This is a genomic window from Clostridiaceae bacterium HFYG-1003, assembly GCA_024579835.1.
GTDB lineage: Bacteria > Bacillota > Clostridia > Clostridiales > Clostridiaceae > JG1575.
In genome coordinates this window covers 544,230-566,642 of the sequence record CP102060.1, presented here as the reverse complement: position 1 = coordinate 566,642, position 22,413 = coordinate 544,230, and the positions used below count along the sequence as shown (strand labels likewise).

The window sequence follows — 22,413 nt, the reverse complement described above, 5'->3', positions numbered from 1 at the left end:
TTCAAAGATCCGTTATAAGATCCGCTTCAAAGATTCGCTGGTTCAATACTGAAAGGTTTGAATCGACTCAGCCAGCTGAACGTCCAGGGTTTCGCTGCCCGCCTGACGCTTGTAAGAGACCAGAAATTCGTGAACTTCATTGTCCTCCAGGTCGATCTTTTTTTCACTGAGCAGAATGATGCGATGACCCGTTGCAAAAATGACCAGTTCATTGCGGTTATTCTTGATAACCTTGCGATAGCCCTTGGCTTCCTCAATGGATTTGCCGTATTTTTCGAGCAGACCCCGCGACTGCCCCAGCAGCGACGGATCTTGCATCAGTTGCTTCTCCAGTTCATTGGGATCATAGCCATAGCGTTCAATCAGTTTCTTCTGAATCTCCATGAATTTGGTATGGGAGATGTCGTTCTCCTCCACATACTTTCTGATTTCACGGTTGACGTCCGCCAAGGTCATTTTGCCTTCAGCCACCTGAAAATAAAGAGAATAGATGTAATTTTCCAGTTCATCCACATCTTTGTCCCGCACCTTCTCCTTAAATTTGCTCAAATCAATGATATCGCTCACTGATCTCACCTCCGTTTAATGCAATTAATTCCTCAGGCTGTCTTTTCTTATGCATGCAATGGTTCAGTGTCAGCAATTTTCTGATGTTCGAAAAAAGCTGAAAGGAATAATCCAGGATATGCAGTTCCTTCGGTCCAACAGGGATCCTGCATCCATCCTGTTGATGGAACCGGGCAAGGCGACCAATCACTTGGCAGACCGGTGCATTGCATGGCAGACCGATGAATCACCTGTGTCTGTTTTTCCGCATTGGGTCGGATGGCTCTTCGTCGAACTAAGGGTACCTGCATTAATATCATATCATACTTCATTTTGACCGGTGGGCGGTTATGCTGATTCTGCCGTTCTTAAACTGCCCCCCGAAGGAGGATTAAGAATGCCCCTCCTGCCCTTTCACAGCAGCAGACATTCCGTCCGAAGGAGAAATTGACCGGACGAAAACGCCGGCAGCACTGATTGTGCCGCCGGCGTTCTCACCAACTCATTGAACTCTTATGGGGGGAGAGTCATGATTGCCTCTTCTTTCAAACAGGCTGTTCCTTCTTCGGCAGAAAGACTGCTTTCTTTCGGGGGGAAATTTATCGAAACGTCTTAGGAGGTTGACTAGATTCTGCGGATCATGCGATCAGCGATGTTGGAAAGTTCTCTTTCCAGGTTTGCCTTGTTCAGTTCCATTGTCATTGTGTTAATGTCCTGAATAGTGCCCTGTTCCATTTTCAAGTTTCTTCCAGTAATAAAGTTCATAATGTTTTTTACCATGATACGACCTCACTTAATTTAATATTTTGTTAATCTATTGCATCAGGTCATTCAAAGGATTTCTTTGATGGCTCTTGCTTTCTTCTACACTTATATAATATCTTCTCGATTCCATATTTGCAAGTGATCTTTCACGGATTAATATCTTTTGCAAGTTTTTAACTCATTGTTGTTTACGATATTGTTTTTCTATCATGGACAGATTTATCTATTTGAACTTTCATCGAAACCCTTCTCAGATTATGTTTTTGATATTAATACAGGATAGTTCAGATAAAGTTGTCACCTGTTTTTACATATTGTTAACATAGCCGGGGCGGTTATTGATATTAAGAGAAATTCCTTCTATAATTGCAGTGTTAGGTCAGGAGGTGATATGAAATGGCCAATACCAAAACCATCGCAGAAAACCGCAAGGCGTTTCATGATTACTTCATCCTGGAAGAATTTGAAGCGGGCATAGAACTCAAAGGCACGGAAGTCAAATCGATCCGCGCCGGCAAAGTCAATCTCAAAGACAGCTATGCCGACATCGTCAACGGCGAATGCATCCTGCGGGCAATGCATATCAGTCCCTATGAGCAGGGCAATATCTTTAATGTAAATCCCCTGCGCGACCGGAAGCTGCTGCTGCACAAGAATGAGATCGTCAAGCTGGATATCGCGTCAAGCCAGGACGGAGCGACCCTGGTGCCTCTGCGGCTGTATTTCAAGGAAGGCAAAGTCAAGGTTGCCCTTGCCATTGGCAAAGGAAAGAAAAACTACGACAAGCGGGATTCACTGCTGGAAAAAACCCATATGCGGGAAATCGAACGGGAATTTAGAAACCGCCAGAAATACTAACATCGCAGGGTGAGTCCTGCTGATGAAGCCAGACCGGAACCCGGTTATCATCCGATCGTCCATTACGGGTTGGTAATATTTTTACCGGCTCGTTTTCTTTTTTATCGCTGAACTCCCCATAGCCCGACTCAATCAAGGAGCTGTGATCCATTGAATCAAAAAGCATCCCGTCTGCTCGCCCAGGCGTCTCTGTTCCGCTGTCCCATCTGCCATCAAAGCATGACTGCGCAGGATTCCAGCCTGATCTGCGAATCCCGCCATACCTTTAATCTGTCCAAAAAAGGCCATGTCAATTTTGTGCCTGGACAAAAGCCACTGAAATATACCCGAGAACTGTTTGCCGCACGGGAACGCATCCTGCAGGCTGGCTTCTACCTGCCCCTGCTCGAAACCTTGCAGTCCCTCATCGAAATCCATCGCACCCAAATCGGAGGGAACCCGCTGGTGATTCTCGACGCCGGCTGCGGTCAGGGTTACTACACCAGGGAACTGGCATACGGGACCCAGGATACTCTGCTCGGTTTCGATCTCTCCCAGGACGCCATCGCCATGGCTGCCAGCGGAGTGCATCCAGCAAACTTCTTTATAGCGGATCTTACGAATATCCCGCTGCAGGATGCCTCGCAGGATCTGGTGATCGATCTGCTGACTCAGGCGAACTATGCCGAATTCCGGCGGGTGCTTCGTCCCGGAGGCCTCCTGATCAAAATCATTCCGGGACCGGACTACCTGAAGGAAATCCGGCAGCTGCTGGGCGGCTCACTGCTGCATGAAAGCCATTCCGATGATGATGTGCTGCGCCATTTTCAGGCGCACTGCACCCTGACCGACAGCCGGTCCGTCTATTATTCCAGAACTCTGGAGCAGGACCAGGCCCGGGATATGATTCGAATGACTCCCATGGCCCTTGGTGTCGATCCGGAGACCTTGTCCACCGACACCCTTCATGCTATTACCATCGACCTGCGGATCCTGATTGGATCCTTCCCCCAGACAGGAGCTGAGTTCTAATCTTATGAAACGAATCATCTACCTCATTCTGGGAATCCTCTGTGTCGTGACCGGAACCATCGGCATTGTCGTTCCGATTCTGCCTACGACCCCGCTGCTGCTGGCGAGCGCCTGGTTTTTCGCCCGCAGCAGCGACCGCTTCTATCGCTGGCTGATGGAACACCCCATACATGGCAAATACATCCGCGACTACATCGAAAAGCGGGCTGTTCGAAAAAGCCATCGGACCAAGGCTCTGATCCTGCTCTGGTTCGGATTGGGCTTGACCATGTTCCTGGTCAGAAAACCTGCTGTTTTTCTCATTTTAGGAATTCTGGGAACTTTGGTGACCATCCACCTGATGCACCTTCGGGTGCTGCCCGATGCCGAATTCGAAGAACCGGCAGATCCCGAACTAAGCGAAACGACCGCTGACTGACCCGGAGGACCCCAATGGCTGACAAATACAATTCCATGAAAGAACTGTTTACTTTTGAACCGATGGAGAATTATCGTCTAACCACCCGCAGCCGAGCCGAATCCGGAATTCTGGTCATGTCGCCCCATGGCGGCGGAATCGAGTTCTTCACCTCGGAAATCGCCCATGAAGTGGCCGGCGAGACTTTTTCCCTGTATGATTTCGCCGGACAGATGCAGGAACTCAATTTTTCCAACCTCCACGTCACTTCCAGGCATTATGACTGCAGCATTGCCCGGCGCCTCAGTGCACTGTCCCGCTGCACTCTGGCCATTCACGGCTGCATGGGCAAAGACAATGAACGCACCACTTATCTGGGCGGACAGGATCGGACAGGGCGCGCCATCGTCGAACGACATCTCCGGGCGGCCGGATTCGAAGTCGCCGACGCCCCCGCCCACCTGTCCGGTCTGGGTGATGACAATATCGTCAATCAGAATCAGCGGGGTCAGGGCATCCAGCTGGAGATATCCATGGCCCAGCGGCTTCAATTCACTTTTATGCCCGTCGTCGGCTTCCTGATCCGAAAAAAATATTCCAGACATTTTCACCGCTACTGTGAAGCGCTGCGCAGCGCCCTCCTTGAACTGGCTTCTCTGACAAAGGAAGCCTGATCTGACATTCCACTCGGTGAAACCGCTGTCCAAATGAAATATAAATCATAATAATAAAAACCAACAAAACGAAGAGATTCGGCCTCGCGCCAAATCTCTTCGTTTTGATTGCGTATCGAAACTTTTTGGTCCTGCCACGAATCAGCTTCGGTGCCAAAGCTGTGGCTTGGTTTCATTTTTATGTTCATCCAGAACTGGACCCTGGAACGATTCAGAATCCCGATCTGCTCGAACTTGGGGGGAAACCCCGCCGAATTCCGCTGGATCCCACCCCAAAGGAATCTGCTATCTTGCCAAGTGACTGTCTTGCTTAATCCATTGATGACCTGATGGGTTCGTTGTCTTCAGCGCTGTCATCAGCCACTCACTCTGCCCGGCAGACATCAGTTCCAGTGCGCAGTCATAATCCAGCTGGTACCCTGCTCGTCCGGGATCGGTTGATTGGTAGAGCAGCACGAGTTCGGACGCAATACCGTGTCGATCCAATATCGCCCTCTCCATGGGAAGGGTGATCTCTTGATTTCGGGCATACAGAAATTTCCCGTCCTGTTCATGATTAAGAAGAATTTCGATGAAATTAAGCCCGGTTTGTCCGCAGGGGTTGAACGTCAGCTGTACCAGATCCCGCTCTTCGGTCGGAATGAGGCTGATCAGTCAATGCACCCTATTCTCCTCCCATTCTTTCTGACTGGAAATCCCCGTCCAGGCCACTGAAGTTCCGGCACATCTCTTTCACCTGTGGATCAGTACCTTCGGCATGCGTTTCCTAACAATCGGTCTCCGACTTGCTCTCCAGCAAAATTCATCCCCCACTAAGAAGCCCTGCTTCGAAGTGGGGGATGATCCGAGGATCCTTGCAGATCCTGATTGAGATGTCTATTGCAATGATACTCCCCTAGAACTGCTCTTTGGACATTACTTCCATCTCTGCTTCCAGATCCATGATTTTAGGATTCACGAGCTTGAAGTACTCCTTGTCGATTTTGGCCTGCAGAATGGGCAGAGCCTTTCTGGCATTGGCCTTTACATTGACCAGGAGTGAATCATATACTTCATTGTTTTCCAGTTCCAGGAGGCCTTCACCCCAGTCATGCAGCGTTTCCACATGATTATAGAACAGGTACAGCTTGGTTTCATTGGCTGGATTCTGTTTCATGAAGTCCGCCACTTTCTGGGCTGAATTCAGGGTATTGCGGAACAGCGAGCCCATTTCATGGTCATGCTGATCCAGTGATGCGGTAATGGTCTCGAGCTTTTCCAGCATGGCATAGGCTTCCCGGGCTTCCTGAATGGTTCCCTGGGAGGAAGGTTCTGCAACCGGCTCTTCCGTATCCTGATTGGGATACTCCTGGATTATTTCTGCGTCCACATACGGTTTACCCGGTCCGGGAGACGACTTGCCATAAGAATCGGTTGTTCCCGTCAGTTTCATCTCGTCAATGGAGGCTTTCAGGCCAAGGATTTCTTCGTCCCACAATGCAATACGCTTTTTCATGCTTTTCAGACGGTCCTTGATGAAGGTTTCTGAAATCACGTTGTAGCCAATCGCGATGATGAGTCCGATCCAGGAAAAACGGATGATATTATAAAAAATAAACAGGCCGGAAATGGTTGAATTCACCTTGGAGAAGCTTTTCAGATTATCATAGCTGTTCTCCATGGAACGTTTTTCTTTTGTTATCTTGGCCAGCATGTTTTCAGTTTTCTTCAGTTTGAGATCTTCTTTGTTCAGGCCCAGATCCAGCTCCAGACCCAATGTCTGCAGCATGTCTTTGATCCAGTTGCTTTTCAACGTGCATTCCTCCCGGTGATGTCCCTGCGTCTGGCGAAGGTGTGCGAAGCATCTTAATTTCATGCAAATCTTTCTTTATCCTACACCCAAATAATTAAAACGGGTTAAAAGAATAAGACCCTTCCGATCAGATCCTTCCCTATCTATTTTAACGGGAATCTCTCGACTTCTCAATCTTTACTGCCCTTTCCCCAAGAATCTCTGGAAGATTGTCGTGATCAGGCGAAGACTCTCCCTGTGAACATCCAAAAATAATATTGATTTACTGATCTTCCCTCGCTGCTATCCGGTACTATCCTGCATTCTGCCGGACATGTGACGCTTCTTTGGTCCGGAATCGATCAATCCCCCCCTCTCTGCCTGCATACTCAATGACCCTGACCATTGTGACGATTTCATTGGGAGCAGCCACGTCGTTCATTCGCTCCTCTTTTCAGCATACCGGGCGGCCGACGTGCGGTCCGAAGAGTTTGACGAGGTGGCCTGGACAAGGTAATCTTGAACTAGATTATGTCTTCAAGGAGCAATTCATGCTGATTTCGATCGTCATTCCCATGTATTTTGAAGAAGCAGTTGCCAATGAATGTCATCGCCGTCTTCAGGCGGTGATGCAAAGCCTGGCAAATACCTTGGATTACGAACTGATTTTCGTCAACGACGGCAGTCGGGACCAGACACCTGAAATTTTAAACCGGATCGCTCAGGACGATCCTCACAGCCGGGTGATCCATTTCTCCCGGAACTTCGGTCATCAGAATGCCGTGACTGCCGGAATCCTGGAATCCCGGGGGGATGCAGTCATTCTGATTGACGCCGATCTGCAGGATCCGCCGGAGCTGATCCCAGCCATGATCGAGAAATGGCAGGAAGGCTATGAGGTGGTCTATGCCACCCGCGCTTCCCGAGCCGGAGAATCCAGATTCAAGCTCTGGTCGGCCACGCTGTTCTACCGGGTGCTCGACTCTCTGAGCGATACAAAAATCCCGCGAAACACCGGGGATTTCCGGTTAATGGACCGCCGGGTGGTGGAAGCATTCCGCCAGATGCCGGAGAAAAACAAATTTATCCGCGGCATGGTCAGCTGGATCGGATATCGCCAGACCGCCATCGAGTACCAGCGGCAGGAACGACTGGCCGGGGAAACGCACTATACGTTGAAAAAAATGGTGCGACTGGCCATGGATGGAATCATGAGCTTTTCCACCAAGCCGCTGAAAATCGTGACTTCCATCGGCTTTTTCACGGTTCTGATCTCTTTTCTCGTGCTGATCTATGCCCTGGTTCAGAAATTCAGGGGGCATACCGACGCCGGCTGGGCGTCCCTCATGACCGCCATTACATTCTTTTCAGGGATCCAGCTGATCTCCCTGGGCATTATCGGAGGCTACATCGGCCGCATCTACGAGGAGGCCCGCAACCGCCCCAACTACATCATTGCAGATAAACGAGGTTTTACTCATGACATATCGACTGCCCCGGATGAATCACCCAAACGATGAGGAAACCGCCGCGCTGCGGCGGCTTCTGATGTTATCCCTGATGGCTGCCCTGGCGATGTTCCTGCCTTATCTTCTGTTGGACGGAGGCCGCTTCACCCTGATGTCGGACTTCAACCATCAGCAGATTCCGTTTAACCGGCATTCAGCCTGGGCCATTTGGAACGGAGCCTCCACCTGGGACTGGTATACCGATCTGGGTGTCAATTTCATCGGTGCCTTCAGCTTTTATACTCTGGGCAGTCCCTTCTTCTGGATAGGCGCTCTGTTTCCGGAATCGGCCTTTCCCTATCTGATCGGCTGGCTGTTCATTCTGAAGTATGTTGCTGCCGCTCTGGTCAGCTTTCTCTGGCTGAAGCGTCATGTCCGAAACCTGGATTATGCGATTTTGGGCTCGCTGCTTTATGCCTTTTCCGGCTTTTCGCACATTAATCTGATGTACTATCATTTTCATGAAGTCATTGTGTTCTTTCCTCTTCTGCTGTGGGGAATGGACCAGTTGCTTCAGGATGAGCGACGGGGCCGCTTCGCCCTGACAGTTGCCCTGTGCGCGCTGCTGAACTATTTCTTCTTTTATGGTCAGGTTCTGTTTTTGATCCTCTACTTTTTCCTGTTCTATCAAAGTGAAAATCGCCGTGAGCGCCTTCTGGCATTCGGGCGCGTACTGGGCGAAGGGGTTCTGGGGACTCTGGCTGCCTCCATCCTGCTCATCCCTTCCGCACTGTTCATCATCAGCAGTCCCAAAGCCAGCCAGGTCATTACAGGCATTGACGGACTGCGCTATCCCCTGGAGCGTTACCTGACTCTGTGGAAAGCTCTGGTGTTTCCGGCCGAGAGCATGATCCGCTCGACCAGCATCAACCCGTGGGACTTTTCCTCCGCCTCGCTCTACCTGCCTGGTCTTGGATTGTCCATGGTCCTGGCCGCGGCTCGGACCCAGCGACTGGCTCGCCGGTTTCTGCTCGTTCTCTTCCCACTCATGCTCATTCCGGTGATGAATTCAGCCTTTGCGCTGTTCAACGGCTACTACTATGCCCGCTGGTTCTATATGCCTTTGCTGATTCTGGTTTCCTTCTCCATCCAAAGCCTCGAGACGGCTTCCGGAGCAGTGCGCCGCGGCAGCGTACGAATCATTATCATCGCTGCTCTGGCATTCATCGGCACACTCGTGATCTCTGACCGGGTGAACCCCGAGATGATCCAGCTCCCCTTTGAGTTCGTCCTGTCCGCCCTGATCGCTCTGGCCGGACTGGGACTTACGCTCTATATATTCAGACAGTCTGATCGGGAGCGAGCCCGGAAGCTGACCCTGCTGGCTCTGGTATGTTCCGTCCTGACCGGGCTGTACAGCATCCATCTGATCCGAAGTTTTCAACCGGAGGAAACGTACCAGTATGCCGAAGGCTACTTTGACCGGACTGCGGAACTGGATCTGACAGCTCCTGAGGGGGAAAACCAGCAGAATTACCGCTTCTACACCTACGAGGCGGGCTGGAACCTGTCGATGCTGAACCATATTCCTTCGGTCAATTCCTTTATCACCACCAATTCACCCAGTACGGATGACTTTTTTAAAACGGTCGGAATCCAGCACATCGCTGCTTCCCTGTTTCCAGCCCAAGCGCAGGATCTGTTGACCCTGCTCTCGGTCAGGTATCGGGTGGATCTGACCCAGCTGGAGGACTACATTCCCCGTTCCCAAAAGAGCAATGGCTTCTTTGATCTCTACGTCAGTGAAAACCCTGACTTTATTCCTCTGGGCTTTCCGCTGGACTCCTACATTACCCGGGCAGAGCTGATGAGCTATGAAGAAGCACAGCGTCCCCGGATTCTGCTCCAGGCACTGGTTATCGAACCGGGAGATCCCATTCCTGATAACCTGGTGGCCTACCGGGAGAATCCAGCCAGAACCACCTCAGCGATCGCCCGGGAAAAACGATCCGGTGCCGTATCCGATTTTCAACGGGACACGCATGGTTTTCAGGCAGTCCTGAATGCTGCCCAGGAAAAAACACTTCTGTTTACCGTTCCCTGGGATTCTGGCTGGCAGGCCACGGTGAACGGTCAGAAAGTACCCATCCGAAAGAATCTGGGCTTCCAGACCATCCAGGTTTCTCCCGGTGCTTCCACCATTTCCTTTACTTATGAAATCCCCGGCCTGAAAGCGGGAATACTGGGGTCCCTCGCCGGCCTGATCGTGATTGCATTGCTCATTATCCGGGATCGCCGGGATCGAATGAGCGTACAGCAGAGCCATTGAAGCGCACAAACTTATTGAGCAATCGAGTAGGAGGTAGCTGATTAATTCAGCTACCGACCTCTCACACCACCGTACGTACCGTTCGGTATACGGCGGTTCAATCGCTTTAGTGCTTACGCATTCGCTCGTACTGATTAAGGATTTCAAAGTATCCTGCCTGTACGAGCTTTTCGTTTGTTATGGAGCGTGCCAAGACCGGACTTCCGGCAATACGCCAATATCCCAGCCTGGAATTTCCCCATTGGTAGGCTTGCCATGCCGGGATTCCCAGTTTCCGCAAGTTATCCACCCTTGTTCTGGGTTTCTTCCACTGCTTCCAGATGTACATTCTCAGTCGTCTTCGAAGCCATTTATCCCACTCAATCAGCGTGTTCTTGATTGAAGCGATGTAGTAGTGGTTCAGCCAGCCTGTGATATAGGCTTTGACCTCTTTCATGACTTCTCGTACGTTCTTTCCCCGGTTGCGCCTGGTTTTCTCCTTCAACTTCTGCCTGGCTTTCTTCAGGGAGCTTTTATGGGCTCGTATGTAGTTTCCATTCTTATTCTTGCCCATGGCGTAGCCCAGAAACTTGAACTTCCTCGAATAGATACTGATGGCCCGGCTCTTTTCCTGATTCAGTTTTAGCTTCAGCTTCTCTTCCAGGTACTTTCTGCTGGATTCCAACAGACGCTCGGCGGCTCGCTGGCTCCTTGCCAGTACCACGATGTCATCGGCATACCGAACAATGGCCACCCCTCTGCGCTTCATCTCCCAGTCATATTGATTCAGGTAGATATTAGCCAGCAGGGGGGAGAGCGGCCCGCCTTGCGGTGAACCTTCCTCCGTTTCGGTGACCACCCCTTTTTCCATGACTCCGCTTTTCAAATAACTCTTTATGAGCTGTGTCACTCGTTTGTCCTGGATCTGCTGACGAACAAGATTCATCAGCAGTTCGTGGTTGAGTGTATCGAAGTATTTGGACAAGTCTACTTCTGCAACATGGATGTAGCCTTCGTCTGCATACTCCTTGACTCTCGCCATGGCCTTCTGACAATTCCGGTCCGGTCGGTAACCATAACTTTCATCCGCGAACACCGATTCGAAGATCGGGGTCAGTTTGAGGGCAATGGCTTGCTGGAGTATTCGGTCAATGACCGTGGGAATCCCCAGCATGCGTTCGCCGCTTCCATCTGGTTTGGGAATCACTGCGCGTCGAACCGGGTCGGGTTTATACTTCCCTTCCCGGATCTTCTGCCTGAGCTCTTCCACATTCTCCTGCAACCATGGCAGTACCGCCTCGACGGTCATTCCATCGATGCCAGGTGCTCCGCGGTTGTCCTTGACCCTTTTGTAGGCTTCGAACAGATTTCTCTTATCCAGAATTTCCTCCAACAGGTCCTTAGCACCGCCTTGTTCGCTCCTTTTCCGAGCCTCGACGCTCTGCGCTCCTGCATACTCTTTGTGTTCCGCACTATCCCTTTGCAGGCAGCCCTTTCGGTATTCTGCTTTCACACGTCGACCTCCTTCTGAGTCGTTACTTAAGACTTACGATTGTTCAGCCCTTCCCAGAAAAAAAAATCCTGGTACTATGGCCTCGGCTGACTTCTCACAGCAAGCTTTACTCCATCCTTCGGATTTCCTGATGGATGTCTGTGAGACCTCCCCGGGTAAGAACGATAACCTTCATTCCATGTAGCCGTCCCATTTACCACAATTTAAACATAATGTCCGGATCCGGGTAGCATTGGACTTCTTCTTGTCTTGCAGAGTCGTCCTCCGGTTGTGGCCTTATATGAGATTTCTGTTCGTCGGCCCAGAACTTTGCCCGCCAGAACTCCTCGCCCTGACATCCGGCTGCCTTCAGATTCCACCTCGCGATGGACACCCTTGCCTTCGGCTAACGCTTCCTGCTACCGAGCGCGTAGTGGACTTTCACCACCAAGTTATCGCCCATGCCGGGCGCACAAGGATGAGCCAGTCAACCCGCCGGATTACCGGCGGTTGACTGGCTCATTTGCAGGTTCTGATGAAGCATTCCTTTTCGAAAAGCAGCAGTGACAAAAGAAAGTGTTTTAAAGATATTACCCTGAAGCCGGGAGTTTGCGAGCCCGATTCCGCCTCTTGCATCCGGTTACAACTGATGTGAAATCATTCAATGAACTCAGGGACCAATCCGGTATAGCCGACCGCTGTCGGTTACCGCGTAGATCGCGCCGTCCGCACCTTGTGCCACATCGCGAAACCGCTGATTTTCATCGTCGAGAAGCCGTTCTTCTCCCACTACCCGATCCGACTTCAGAACAATTCGGGCAATGTGCTGACCGGCCAGACCGGCAATAAACAGATTGCCGCGCCATTCGGGGATTGCGTCGCTGGTATAAAAGGTCATCCCGCTGGGAGCCAGGACCGGATCCCAATAGTAGACCGGCTGTTCCATTCCAGCCTTTTGAGTGAGCCCCTCGCCGATTTTGAATCCAGAATATTCAATCCCATAACTGATCACCGGCCAGCCATAATTTTTCCCGGGCAGAATCCGGTTCAATTCATCCCCACCCCTTGGCCCCATTTCACTGATCCAGATATCCCCGGTTTCAGGATGAAGGGCCAGGCCCTGAACATTGCGATGACCATAGGAATAAATTTCCGGCATGGCATCGCTCCGTCCAACAAACGGATTATCTGCTAACGCCTGTCCGTCCCGGGTAATGCGCAGCACTTTGCCATATCCGTTGTCTAAGCTCTGAGCCTTCACGCGGGTCGAGGCTGACTGGCGTTCCCCTGTGGTAATCAGAAGATTTCCTGATTTGTCAAAGCTCAGGCGACTGCCATAGTGGGCCGCCCGACCATCTGCCGGCATGGCGCGATATAAAACGACTGCCTCTTCTACTGACCGCTCGTCATCGGCCAGACGGGCTCTGCCTACAGCCGTTACAGAGCCTTGCTCCAGTTGTTCCGAGAAAGTGAAATACAGATACCGGTTGGATGAAAAATCGGGATCCAGTGCCAGATCCAGCAATCCGCCCTGTCCGGATGACTCGATGGGCGGGAAACCGGTAATCGGCGGACTGACCGTTCCGGATGAATCCACAATCGCGATGCTTCCGGCTTTTTGCGTTACAATCAGTCGACCATCGGGCAGCGAATTGACGCTCCAGGGGGATTCCAGTCGTTCCGTTAAAATGCTCACCTGGAAGGGAAAGTCCGTTCGCATGCCGGGAACTCTGGTCTGACCGGGAAAGGCAGGCTGATAATTAGTATTCGGCGATCGGGCTTCCACTGGCGGCAATTGCCTTGGCACCTCGGCCGCATCAGTTGCAGGCTGACTGGTCGTAAACGACGGAGTTTGGCTGCAGGCGGTTGTCAGACCTGCCATCAGCAGCAGACCCGCCTGCAGAATTCTTGTCTTATTCATGGCATTCTCCTCCTGGCCAGTTGATTGAAATTGCGATTCTCAGACTGAAAAGCCGTCATGGATTACCCCTCAACCACTTATCGGCCCGGGATGCGATATATTCATGGAACAACGCTGTAAAATGCAGTCCATCTACATAGGCTGTCCCCCCCAGGAACAGCCAGTCCAGACGGATTGATTCCAGGTCCAGGATGCATCGTCCTGTTCCCGGCCTATCATCCTGAAAAACAGCCCGAAGTTCTTTCAGCGCTTGATTGGCCTGCTCATACAGAACGACGGGATCCCCAAAGCAGCGAGCCGCAGCCACAGGATCTATTTGCGGCGGCAGAACCCATGCCGGTCTGGCCCCAATGCCTTTGAGCTGCTCTCCGATAAAGTGCAGAGATGCTATGATTTGCTCTCCGCTGCGCCCTGAGATGGCATCATTGCTGCCACACAGGATCAGTACCTGGTCCGGTCGATGTACGAGGACATCGTTGGTCAGACAGGCAATCAGATCGGGGATGGTATACCCGTTATGCCAGACAACGTGGCAAATCCCCAGTTCCGGACGGGCAGCCAGCTGTAATGACCAGGCAGCTCCCCCCGGATTTCCGTAAGGCCCGACCAGGCTGTCGCCAAAAATGATTCGATTCATCTCACACCTCCCTGTGTTATTATTATAGAGATAAACCGAACAGATCTTGCCGACAAGCCTATTTGTTCGAATTTAATTTGATTTTCATTTACAGATGGTATAAAATAAGAGACTGGATAAGATCCAGATGATATGGGGATGTAATGGTTTCGACGGGGGCAGGAGTGTCTCTGTAAGCGAGTAGAAGGATCCTGTAGTCCTGGCTTTAAAAAACCACAGGAAACTGTAAACGCAGAAGATAATTTTGCATTAGCAGCGTAAGCTGCTACGTTCTGCCCTGATCCACCGGAGTCAGGAACAGGGCGTCAAAAATCCGGTAAAACGAGCCGGGGATAAGCTTTGCCCCCCGGAACGGGATTAATGAAGCTACCTGACTGAAAGCCTGCTGCCGGGCGTTCACGACGGGAATTTAAATCGGACAGCTGCACTCGGAGAAAGCAGTGAAGCTCGGCTTTCGGACACGGGTTCAACTCCCGTCATCTCCACCATAGACCATCGGATGCGCTATATAAGCGGTTTCTGGTGGTCTTTCCCTTTGCCCTGTGAGTAACCGGTGAGTAGTGACGTTTTGCATGGCCTGCATAAAAAAAGAGCCCATGATACAAACTTGTTTGCCATTCCTACCTCCTCTGCATAATTACCATGTAGGAGGTGATAGCATATCTGACGACGAACTGATCGAGATGATCCTGAATGACCCGGATCTCTTTGGCTGGATCTACTTGAGGTATTTGGAGCTGGAGAAAGAAAAAGAGAGCCTTTTATAGGCTCTCTACAATGTTATTTTTCCTTGAGTGCAAGGTATGGTACTGAGTAATCTGGTTCATACTTCTCCCTGCAAGTAGCACAATAAATCAGAATTGCAGATTCCTTATAGCCAGGAGTTTGATCGTCCTCATAAACCACTCTACCCTTTCCACATGGGCACTCATATTCAGTGGTATAAATCCTACCTTCGCCTACTCCAGGAGCAAATGTTTTACAACTAGCTTCTTCAATAAACTTCAATTCAGATAATCTCATTACACACCTCGTAATTATATTTACGATCATCATACCACCAAAAATAGACAAAGAGCCCGTTTCACTCCAGGCCAACCATGCAATAATCATTTGCTCATATCAAATAGCTCTCTGCATTCCAGGCACCAGTAGATCTCATCCCGGATCTTCCCCATGAGGGAAGTCTGTCAGTCCGGGCAGATCGCGGTACCTGAAAAGTCTGAGTACTGAACAGGACCAGCCAGTTGCTTGTACCTTGTGACCGTGTTCAAGTTGACGTGTACCATTCGGCCGTCTGCCTGATAGATTGGGTTTCCTGTCCTGAAATACTCATCGATTGCTGCCTTCAAGAAGTCTTTTTCACTCATTCGTCTCACCTCGTTAGTTCGTACATACATTCTAACATTAAGGTTGGACAAAAAGAAAAAGCCAGGAAAATCCTGAGCTTTTATTTCTATTTTAAACTACGGCTTAAAAGGAATAAGAATACTTGAACCTACGTGATTTTTATACCCTCCCTTTTTTATAGGTATGACATTTATCCCATTTATTTTTGAGTAACCGAAATCACCAGTTGCTATGGTGTTAATCCCATATTCAAATGCCGTAAGAACAATTCCAGTATCACTAACTTCAACACAACCATTAAACTGCTTTTGTAGTGTCATGACCCGTGTACAATAATCCGTTGGATTCTCTAAAACATCTACCATGGATAGTATATCAGACATAGCCGCGTCCCTATTTGCAGCAACCGTTTGAAAGTAATTGGGGCAGCGGATTTCTAATTCTTTCTGAAGCTTCTTGAATCCTTGGTTACCTTTATAGTTTCCAATCGAAATATTGTATTGAATTGCTAAATCTTGAGTATAAACCCTCTGTATAATATCCATCAATTCATGTTGAATAGTTTGAGTAATGTACATGTTAATGTTGCTCGAAGTCAAATTACTGATTAGATCTACAGCATTTTGTTGATGATAAGACTGCCCGTCAAGAATATCGATAAACACGTTAGTATCCACTACAACATCCGATATTCCAGGATGAGAAGTTATGTTTTCTGGAAAAATAATATTTGCAGCCATCACTTCACCCGCGAAATATTGTTATATGGTTCTAGGTTGATAAATGCTTTCGGGCTAGGCGCATTTTTCTTTAAATTGTCAATTGCTTTTCGAGCGATAAAAACCCGCTCTGATGTAGTTTTATTATTAATTGATTCAATGGGCCGTTTAATAATTTTAGGCATGTAATCAACCCGCTTTCACAAAATAAAGTTTTTTCTCCTCCTTAAAAGAATCAGCTTCTACTTTTAAAACATATTCACCTTCATCTTCAATGAAAACATTTTTAAGGGGAAGATTCAGATTAATGCCAGCTATCTCTTTCGGAACAGAAGGATTAACTTGGATACTTGTATTAATCTCGGCAGCTGCTTCGAAAAGTAATCGATCGGTCCTAGGATTCATAAATGATATTTTCAAATTGGCTGGTTCCAATGGGAGGCCTTTCAACATAATAAGTGCTGAAAAAGAAAAAGTGCTTGGCAAAACTTCTAATATAAATGATGCCGTCGGACTAACAACCGCAGGTTTAACAATACCCTTTGCCGAAGTAGGTAAATCGATAACGTCTTCGCAAAATATAATATTCTCGAGATTCATTCAAATCACCTCTATAATCTTAAGATTTGTTTTATAATTGTACCACACTTTACTTTATATGTATAAAGCCCTATGTTTTTCTCTCGGAATGGTGGAGCGAATAGTGGATGGGGCTTGTTTATAATAAAAGAGCCCCCGGATTGCTCCGAGGGCTTTGCTTATGTCATAATCTTATGATGTCCTAGTTGGTCTAACCGAGTTCGTCCTTTTCAACAACATTCTTCGCCGTTGAGAACAGCCCAACTGACGACAGCCCGATAATCAGACCGTTGGTGACCGTCTGAGCCACCGTTTCCGTCTGACGACTGATGAACGCCATTCCCACGCCCAGCACCAGTGCCAGGAGCGGGATGTATCTATAGTGCCGTTCTTCCATCACCGACCGCTTGATGACCTCGTTGAGTCCGATGACCAGTGCGATCTGTACGCCTAAAACCGTTACGTCCATTATTTCAGCTCCCCTTTCTTCCACTTTTTCACGAGGTCGAACAGCCACCATGCCATCTGTGACCGTGTAGCCGGTTCGTTCCATTTCTCGTTTCTCATGATCCCGTTATCAACCGCCCATTTTTCAGCGGTGTCGAGTTCTCTTTTTTCCACAGGCTTTACCTCCAATTTCAGGTGTTTTGCAATGATTTCGGCTTGCAGTTCGGCGATTTGCACACGTTTGCCGACCAAAATGTCAGCGTCCGTTGGGTTCGAGTGAAAGCCGCTTTCTGCCATGATTGCCATTTTTGCGCCATTGGCTTTGGCGTGTTTGATGACCTTGTAGTCCTTGCCGTCCTTTACGCCACGGTTACGGTGTCCGAAAAGCTTCGCTGTTTCTGTCGCCAGCTCCACCGCCATCTGTGACGTGACTGCATTGCCTGTTGCAATCCACATTTCCGTGCCTCTGACTGTCTTATCAAGCGATGCATTGGAGTGAAAAGAGTAAACCAGGTCAACATCTTTATGCATGGCACAAGCTTCTGCAATGGTCGGATAGTCATCAACCTTCGGGCGGCTATTGTACACCGTGACGATGTACTTGCTTTCCAAGTACTCCTGCATCAGTTTCGAGGTCAACCAGTTGTTGATGCCCTCGTGTTCTTCTCTGCCAGCCCCGTCAAAACCACGGTCGGAATCAGGATCGCCGCCGTGGCCGGGAAGAAAAAATACTGTTTTCATTTATACTCCAATCAGGCGGTTCGGGTTGTTCGTCAGGTGATACCAAAGCCGCCGTTCTTCGTATTGTAGACCGAGCTTGTCGGCCAGTTGTTTTGTGGTCATTTAGCCCTCCATGATCTCGATTTTCTGTTCTGTCGTCTTTCTTCAACGGTGACGGCGACCATGAGGATTGATAAGATTTCCATAGGTGCTCCTTTGCACAATAGCGGACGATTATTCTGCGTGGTTATGTCGCAATTGCATCCAATAGCGTAACTAAATAGTCGGATAGAATTTATAATATCCTCTATAACCCATTTTATCATTTACGTTCAATATTATTTTATTAGATGGAGTTTGCTCTATTAAGTCAAAATAGCATTTTTCATATCCACCATGGGCAGAATAGTCATAGATTGAGTTCTTAAATGTTCCTAAATCGAAAGTGTTGTCTATCCCAAATTCTAAGGTATCAGTTGTACCGATTGATTTAATTGCAACACAATTTTTATCACCACTATTAACATCTCCAACACCTACGTTGTTAGCAAATCTGTTTACTCTACTACCGCAAAAATATACAGCAGTTTTGCTAAAATTTTTAACAAAAGCTTGTAACCCATAGTAAAACATGAACCCAATTGTTTCTAATCCTGTAATTTCATTTTCTACACTCCATTCGAAACCATCAAAATGAAGGTGTATCTTTTCGGTCAATACTACTCTGCCTGTACCATCTATCTTTGTTGTGTTATAGGCTTGCACCTTGTTCACCCATATAATGTCTATAAAGTTACAATACCCGTTAAACCCATCAGACACCTCTTTACCATCTGCATATAATTTATAACGGTCAGTGAAAGCTGTTGCGGTGTTGTTATAGCTATGATTCCCACCTGTGAAACGCGGTAGGTAATTCCCATTGACATCTTTGTTGTCACCGTCTGCATTAGTTGTAACCATGACCTGAAATGGACCAAAGAAATCAGAACTATTTTCTGCAAATTGAACACCTGCCTCAATATCAGTTGAAGGGGCAGTGTTTGGATTTCCAATCTTGTACCACCTGTAAAAGTCAAATATGTTGTTTGGTCCCTTTTTTTTGATTACTACTCTTAGGTCAGTGTTAGTCCCATATTTAGATATTACATTGATAATATCTGTATTTAATGATAGAAATATAGGTTTAAATGCTGTTGAAGGCTGTTCAATGTGTTCGCTTTTGATCTTGTATGTCGTTGGGTAATACGGAGTATAAGCAGGGAATGTACTACCTTCCACTACCATGAATTGAGCATTGAAAGCAGTAAGCCTTTCTGCAATAGGCGTTGAAAATTTTGCTCCGTATACAGTGGTTCTAATATATGCGCCATTAACTGGCATATCGAATGTAACGCTATTTCCTACTACTGTATAATTCGTTGGGGATACCCCTCGAACATAATTACCAGTGATGTCAAATATCGCTCCGAGAAGGGTTGAATCTTGATCCGAAGCTACTGGATTAGTCATGGTGTATACCTTTCCACCCTCAAGGTATATTGGTGCAGAAACCCAATAATCCTCATTATATTCCGTAATTGAGCCATTACTGTAAATAAGCGAACTTTTGGTTATTGCTAAATCAGTTTGGTTGGCAGGATTAAATTTATTGATTGCTTTGTCAATATTAAAAAATGAAGTCTTTTCAGGGATTACTACCCCATCATTAACTCCTTTTAAGTCAACATACTCTAACTTATGTTGAGTATAGTCCTGTGTTAATCCATCCAGCCTTGCCCCAAGTGTCGCTTCAGAACCTCTGGCGGCTTCTATTTCCGCCTTATCTGCCTTCTTCGCCAATTCCGTATCGGTGTACGTCTTATCCGCCTTTGCTGCCAGTGCAGCAGCTCTGCCCTGCTCCGCTGTCACCCGTGCGGATTCAGCGCTAACCCTTCCTTGCTCTGCGGTTGTGCGTCCCTGCTCAGCCGTCACCCTGGATGATTCAGAGTTTACCCGGCCGGTTTCGGCGGTCGCTCTGCCCTGTTCTGCGGTAACCCTACCCTGTTCGGCCGTCAGCCTTGTATCTTCTCCGTCTTGCCTTGTGGCTTCGTTAGCCTCAAAGTTTGACTGCCGTGCCGCTTCGTTGGTCGTGAAGGTCTGTGCCCGTGCGGATTCAGCGGCGGCTGCGGTCTGCTGACGGGTGATTTCGTTGGCGGCGAACTCGTCCAAGTACGCCCTTGCCTCTGCGGTGAGCATCGTCCAGTCTTTAATCATGACTTCGGTGGCGACTCTCTGGCCCAGATCGGAAATGACGGTAAAGTTTCTATCCGGTCCGCCCCATCCTTGTGATCCGCCGGTCAGTACGAGGCTCGCCCTGGCATCGCCGGCGTGGGCTACTTGATTTTCAAGCATGACATAAGTGATCTTTTTGTTCGGAGCGTCGATCACGGCGCTGTCCTGGAAAAAAGATCCGTCTTTCATAAAGATCATGATCGAGGCGGTCAGGCCGGCCAGTTCTGCCTCTGTACAGTCTGAGATCTCAAAAACAAGCTGAGCCGTCAGCTTGTCATTGGTGTAGCATACCTGGGCGGGGAAGTCCCGCATCAGCTTCTCTGAGCTTTTCACCGGATGATTTTTAAAAATAATTTGCCTGTTGTCCATGTTGCCTCCTTATAGCATTGGGAAGAGCGCTTTAATCACTATCCCGACCAAAATTCCAATTGCGATCGTGATGATCTGCCACTTTACCTTTCGGTACTCCATCAGCGGGCTTGTCAGGTGGTCATCTGTCCTGATCTCCAGCGCCTTGTCCAGCTTGCTGTCGATCTTATCTACCGTCTTTTCCATCCGCTTGACGGCTTCATTCGTGTTCTCAATATCTTTCCTCATTAGTGCAAGCTGCTTGTCCTTTTCGCTGTCGCTCTTGATCAGCTGGTCGATCTGCCGCCCGTGCTCCGTGAGCCGCTTATCATGTGTGGCTGTGCAGGATTCAAGTTCTGCCAGCCTCTTTTCCATTTCCATGCTATGCCCATCCTGTGTTATAGTTTCCACCGGCCAATGGCCTGGTAGTAGAGTTTTTTTGTTTGTCCTGCCGTCATCGGGACGGTCGTATAAAGTCGCCACGTGAAACTGGCTAGTGTGAAGTCCCGCAGAGCGCAGTTTAAGGACTCTCCGATGTTAGTCGATAAGTTAATCACCGGAGAAGTCACAAACGCTACAGGGAACGTCACAGCGGCCATGGCGGTTGATGTGTGGCCCCATACTCCGCCGATCTGTGTCATGTCCGGTATGTTGTAGTCAACAGCGCCCCAGCAGATCATGGTGCCGTCGCCCAGCTTGATGTAAGATCCGCTTGCATTGGATCCTGAGTCTGTCACCATGTATGACTGGATCCCGCCGATGTAGATCGGCAGCGCGATTTCCAATGCGTCCGGGATCTCCGAAACCTTACCGATGGCCATTGCCCGGCCACCGGCGTGGAAGTTAAGCAGCTCAAACGCTGACGGAACCAACTCTGTCTTCACGGCGGATGCAAAGGCGTCCACCACCGTCAGCTCCACCTCATAGGACAGATCGGGATTAAGCACCCCGGCAGCCGTGTGAGTTGTCGCTCTGGCATAGTAATCACTGGAGTCGATGAGCACCGTCCAGCTGCCGCCAGCTGGCCTGTAGCGGATCAGATACCGCTTCGTGTTCTGATTGGCTACCGGAGACACCGCAAAATCAACTGCTGCCGAAAGATCCGTTCCCTGATCGGTCGGAGCTCGACCGGCCGAGAAACTAGCGATCTTTGGCGGCTGGTAAGGCTCCACCGTGACGTTTTGCGTGACGCTGTCAGAGTATCCGCGGCTGTCTGTCACTGTCAGCTTGATCGGGATCGTGCCGGACTTAATAATGACCGGCGAGGTGATAGACTGTCCGTAGTAGCTGGATCCGTCGATCTCCACCAGGTACTGCGTGATGGTCGCCCCATGCTTGCCTGTACCAGCTGATGAAATAACCAGCTTACTTTTGCCCTGGATGTATGCCGTGAAGCCTGTGAGGCCTGTTGTGCCCTCTGTGATGGACAAGATGGAAGGATCCGGCCGGAATGTTTCGTTATCGGGCACGGTGGCCGTGATAGTGATCTCTTTGGTCCCGACCAGTGTTGTGCCGGAGTACGTCTCACAGATGATCTTGAGCACGCCGGACCTGGATGTGGTAATGGCAGCTGCCAGACCTACCGGCAGTGTCCAGGTGTAAGTGTCTCCTACTCCATCAGCAATAGTTCCGGAGAGTGTTCCGATCGAATACTTGAGCTTGTGCGAGAACGTTGTGCTGGCCCGGTTGGTGTTGATCTGGACTGGATAGCCCAAAGACTGCCCAGTGTAGTTAGTTGTCGGCTGACTGGCCCGGGGGATCGGATCCAGTTCAAATGAGCCGGAGGAAAGAAGGCTGAAAAAGCTTCCCTCGGGATCGGATCCCGCTGTCCACTTACCGGAGATGGTGACAGTCTTTAGACCCTCATCGTTATGGTTGACCGTTCTGGTCTGTCGATGCAGCTCTTTTTTAGCGGTTCCCGCCGCCCAGGGGTCTGTGTATTTAACTGAAGTTGTGATCCCGTCAATGGTCGTGTATCCCCATTTGTTGGATCCGCTGTAGTAGCCGTAGGAGTTAGATCCGCCGTAGGTTATGGCAGTGATGGTGGTCCGGTTGTTCGCGACATTCTGGACGGCAGTCCATTCAACCCAGACCCAGAAGGCCTCTGACGGGGAGTACTTTTTTATTGTCTGACCTGAAAGCGCCATA

The 22,413-nt window shown here is 49.3% G+C and carries 23 protein-coding genes and 1 other RNA gene; 7 read left to right on the top strand and 17 right to left on the bottom strand.

Going from position 1 to position 22,413, the window contains the following annotated elements:
* Positions 1-42: 42 nt before the first annotated feature.
* Positions 43-567: a DUF3867 family protein gene (locus NQU17_02670; GenBank protein UUM12486.1), complete on the bottom strand. Its 525-nt coding sequence runs from the start codon at positions 565-567 to the stop codon at positions 43-45.
* Positions 568-1,170: 603 nt separating this feature from the next.
* The gene (locus NQU17_02665; protein ID UUM12485.1) at positions 1,171-1,326 is read right to left on the bottom strand and encodes a hypothetical protein; all 156 of its coding nucleotides are present in this window, start codon (positions 1,324-1,326) and stop codon (positions 1,171-1,173) included.
* 381 nt (positions 1,327-1,707) lie between these two features.
* Between NQU17_02665 and smpB the strand changes: the two genes are divergently transcribed.
* From smpB to NQU17_02645, 4 genes are all read left to right on the top strand, one after another.
* Positions 1,708-2,169, top strand: coding sequence for an SsrA-binding protein SmpB (gene smpB, locus NQU17_02660; GenBank protein ID UUM12484.1), 462 nt, complete (start codon positions 1,708-1,710; stop codon positions 2,167-2,169).
* A 150-nt stretch (positions 2,170-2,319) separates the two neighbouring features.
* Positions 2,320-3,180, top strand: a complete 861-nt coding sequence (locus NQU17_02655; GenBank protein UUM12483.1) for a methyltransferase domain-containing protein — start codon at positions 2,320-2,322, stop codon at positions 3,178-3,180.
* A 4-nt stretch (positions 3,181-3,184) separates the two neighbouring features.
* Entirely contained in the window at positions 3,185-3,598 is a 414-nt protein-coding gene (locus NQU17_02650) for a YbaN family protein (GenBank protein UUM12482.1), read from the top strand.
* A gap of 14 nt (positions 3,599-3,612) precedes the next feature.
* The gene (locus tag NQU17_02645) at positions 3,613-4,251 is read left to right on the top strand and encodes a poly-gamma-glutamate hydrolase family protein (protein ID UUM12481.1); all 639 of its coding nucleotides are present in this window, start codon (positions 3,613-3,615) and stop codon (positions 4,249-4,251) included.
* An 895-nt stretch (positions 4,252-5,146) separates the two neighbouring features.
* On the opposite strand, the gene NQU17_02640 is transcribed toward NQU17_02645, so the two are convergent.
* Together NQU17_02640 and NQU17_02635 are read right to left on the bottom strand one after the other, a co-directional pair.
* Entirely contained in the window at positions 5,147-6,043 is an 897-nt protein-coding gene (locus NQU17_02640) for a 5-bromo-4-chloroindolyl phosphate hydrolysis family protein (GenBank protein UUM12480.1), read from the bottom strand.
* A gap of 292 nt (positions 6,044-6,335) precedes the next feature.
* Complete coding sequence (locus NQU17_02635) at positions 6,336-6,464, bottom strand: hypothetical protein (GenBank protein UUM12479.1); 129 nt, start codon at positions 6,462-6,464, stop codon at positions 6,336-6,338.
* A gap of 109 nt (positions 6,465-6,573) precedes the next feature.
* Between NQU17_02635 and NQU17_02630 the strand changes: the two genes are divergently transcribed.
* Positions 6,574-7,542: a glycosyltransferase family 2 protein gene (locus NQU17_02630; GenBank protein ID UUM12478.1), complete on the top strand. Its 969-nt coding sequence runs from the start codon at positions 6,574-6,576 to the stop codon at positions 7,540-7,542.
* The gene (locus NQU17_02625; protein UUM12477.1) at positions 7,502-9,799 is read left to right on the top strand and encodes a YfhO family protein; all 2,298 of its coding nucleotides are present in this window, start codon (positions 7,502-7,504) and stop codon (positions 9,797-9,799) included. Before NQU17_02630 ends, NQU17_02625 begins: the two co-directional genes overlap by 41 nt.
* Positions 9,800-9,905: 106 nt before the next feature.
* Here the strand turns inward: NQU17_02625 and ltrA are convergent, their stop codons facing one another.
* The 3 genes from ltrA to NQU17_02610 all read right to left on the bottom strand — a co-directional run bounded on the left by ltrA (position 9,906) and on the right by NQU17_02610 (position 13,828).
* A complete protein-coding gene (gene ltrA / locus NQU17_02620; GenBank protein UUM12476.1) occupies positions 9,906-11,291 on the bottom strand; it encodes a group II intron reverse transcriptase/maturase in 1,386 nt (461 codons plus the stop codon).
* 649 nt (positions 11,292-11,940) lie between these two features.
* Positions 11,941-13,191, bottom strand: coding sequence for a PQQ-dependent sugar dehydrogenase (locus tag NQU17_02615; GenBank protein ID UUM12475.1), 1,251 nt, complete (start codon positions 13,189-13,191; stop codon positions 11,941-11,943).
* Positions 13,192-13,246: 55 nt separating this feature from the next.
* On the bottom strand, positions 13,247-13,828 hold the full coding sequence (locus tag NQU17_02610) for an SGNH/GDSL hydrolase family protein (protein ID UUM12474.1): 582 nt from the start codon (positions 13,826-13,828) through the stop codon (positions 13,247-13,249).
* Between the two features lie 134 nt (positions 13,829-13,962).
* On the opposite strand from NQU17_02610, the gene ssrA reads away from it, so the two are divergent.
* Positions 13,963-14,316, top strand: a transfer-messenger RNA (tmRNA) gene (gene ssrA, locus NQU17_02605).
* Between the two features lie 292 nt (positions 14,317-14,608).
* Here the strand turns inward: ssrA and NQU17_02600 are convergent.
* The 10 genes from NQU17_02600 to NQU17_02555 form a co-directional block, all read right to left on the bottom strand.
* Positions 14,609-14,941, bottom strand: coding sequence for a hypothetical protein (locus NQU17_02600; GenBank protein ID UUM12473.1), 333 nt, complete (start codon positions 14,939-14,941; stop codon positions 14,609-14,611).
* A gap of 77 nt (positions 14,942-15,018) precedes the next feature.
* A complete protein-coding gene (locus NQU17_02595; protein UUM12472.1) occupies positions 15,019-15,198 on the bottom strand; it encodes a hypothetical protein in 180 nt (59 codons plus the stop codon).
* Between the two features lie 96 nt (positions 15,199-15,294).
* Positions 15,295-15,918, bottom strand: coding sequence for a PIN domain-containing protein (locus NQU17_02590; GenBank protein ID UUM12471.1), 624 nt, complete (start codon positions 15,916-15,918; stop codon positions 15,295-15,297).
* Complete coding sequence (locus NQU17_02585) at positions 15,918-16,082, bottom strand: hypothetical protein (protein UUM12470.1); 165 nt, start codon at positions 16,080-16,082, stop codon at positions 15,918-15,920. The genes NQU17_02590 and NQU17_02585 overlap by 1 nt, the downstream gene beginning before the upstream one ends.
* Positions 16,083-16,086: 4 nt before the next feature.
* Positions 16,087-16,497: a hypothetical protein gene (locus tag NQU17_02580; GenBank protein UUM12469.1), complete on the bottom strand. Its 411-nt coding sequence runs from the start codon at positions 16,495-16,497 to the stop codon at positions 16,087-16,089.
* A gap of 190 nt (positions 16,498-16,687) precedes the next feature.
* Positions 16,688-16,945: a hypothetical protein gene (locus NQU17_02575; protein UUM12468.1), complete on the bottom strand. Its 258-nt coding sequence runs from the start codon at positions 16,943-16,945 to the stop codon at positions 16,688-16,690.
* Positions 16,945-17,664 (bottom strand): N-acetylmuramoyl-L-alanine amidase, encoded by a 720-nt coding sequence (locus tag NQU17_02570; GenBank protein UUM12467.1) that lies wholly within the window; start codon positions 17,662-17,664, stop codon positions 16,945-16,947. The genes NQU17_02575 and NQU17_02570 overlap by 1 nt, the downstream gene beginning before the upstream one ends.
* Positions 17,665-17,919: 255 nt before the next feature.
* Positions 17,920-20,286, bottom strand: coding sequence for a phage baseplate upper protein (locus tag NQU17_02565; GenBank protein ID UUM12466.1), 2,367 nt, complete (start codon positions 20,284-20,286; stop codon positions 17,920-17,922).
* A gap of 9 nt (positions 20,287-20,295) precedes the next feature.
* Positions 20,296-20,646: a hypothetical protein gene (locus tag NQU17_02560; GenBank protein UUM12465.1), complete on the bottom strand. Its 351-nt coding sequence runs from the start codon at positions 20,644-20,646 to the stop codon at positions 20,296-20,298.
* Between the two features lie 17 nt (positions 20,647-20,663).
* A complete protein-coding gene (locus NQU17_02555) occupies positions 20,664-22,412 on the bottom strand; it encodes a DUF859 domain-containing protein (GenBank protein UUM12464.1) in 1,749 nt (582 codons plus the stop codon).
* Position 22,413 lies beyond the last annotated feature (1 nt).

What these genes read in the sequence shown, in the direction of transcription:
- NQU17_02665 (UUM12485.1), bottom strand. Translation starts at nt 1,326, where the DNA reads ATGGTAAAAAACATTATGAACTTTATTACTGGAAGAAACTTGAAAATG.
- smpB (UUM12484.1), top strand. Translation starts at nt 1,708, where the DNA reads ATGGCCAATACCAAAACCATCGCAGAAAACCGCAAGGCGTTTCATGAT.
- NQU17_02650 (UUM12482.1), top strand. Translation starts at nt 3,185, where the DNA reads ATGAAACGAATCATCTACCTCATTCTGGGAATCCTCTGTGTCGTGACC.
- NQU17_02645 (UUM12481.1), top strand. Translation starts at nt 3,613, where the DNA reads ATGGCTGACAAATACAATTCCATGAAAGAACTGTTTACTTTTGAACCG.
- NQU17_02635 (UUM12479.1), bottom strand. Translation starts at nt 6,464, where the DNA reads ATGAACGACGTGGCTGCTCCCAATGAAATCGTCACAATGGTCAGGGTC.
- NQU17_02630 (UUM12478.1), top strand. Translation starts at nt 6,574, where the DNA reads ATGCTGATTTCGATCGTCATTCCCATGTATTTTGAAGAAGCAGTTGCC.
- NQU17_02625 (UUM12477.1), top strand. Translation starts at nt 7,502, where the DNA reads ATGACATATCGACTGCCCCGGATGAATCACCCAAACGATGAGGAAACC.
- NQU17_02615 (UUM12475.1), bottom strand. Translation starts at nt 13,191, where the DNA reads ATGAATAAGACAAGAATTCTGCAGGCGGGTCTGCTGCTGATGGCAGGT.
- NQU17_02610 (UUM12474.1), bottom strand. Translation starts at nt 13,828, where the DNA reads ATGAATCGAATCATTTTTGGCGACAGCCTGGTCGGGCCTTACGGAAAT.
- NQU17_02600 (UUM12473.1), bottom strand. Translation starts at nt 14,941, where the DNA reads ATGATTATTGCATGGTTGGCCTGGAGTGAAACGGGCTCTTTGTCTATT.
- NQU17_02595 (UUM12472.1), bottom strand. Translation starts at nt 15,198, where the DNA reads ATGAGTGAAAAAGACTTCTTGAAGGCAGCAATCGATGAGTATTTCAGG.
- NQU17_02590 (UUM12471.1), bottom strand. Translation starts at nt 15,918, where the DNA reads ATGGCTGCAAATATTATTTTTCCAGAAAACATAACTTCTCATCCTGGA.
- NQU17_02585 (UUM12470.1), bottom strand. Translation starts at nt 16,082, where the DNA reads ATGCCTAAAATTATTAAACGGCCCATTGAATCAATTAATAATAAAACT.
- NQU17_02580 (UUM12469.1), bottom strand. Translation starts at nt 16,497, where the DNA reads ATGAATCTCGAGAATATTATATTTTGCGAAGACGTTATCGATTTACCT.
- NQU17_02575 (UUM12468.1), bottom strand. Translation starts at nt 16,945, where the DNA reads ATGGACGTAACGGTTTTAGGCGTACAGATCGCACTGGTCATCGGACTC.
- NQU17_02570 (UUM12467.1), bottom strand. Translation starts at nt 17,664, where the DNA reads ATGAAAACAGTATTTTTTCTTCCCGGCCACGGCGGCGATCCTGATTCC.
- NQU17_02565 (UUM12466.1), bottom strand. Translation starts at nt 20,286, where the DNA reads ATGGACAACAGGCAAATTATTTTTAAAAATCATCCGGTGAAAAGCTCA.
- NQU17_02560 (UUM12465.1), bottom strand. Translation starts at nt 20,646, where the DNA reads ATGGAAATGGAAAAGAGGCTGGCAGAACTTGAATCCTGCACAGCCACA.
- NQU17_02555 (UUM12464.1), bottom strand. Translation starts at nt 22,412, where the DNA reads ATGGCGCTTTCAGGTCAGACAATAAAAAAGTACTCCCCGTCAGAGGCC.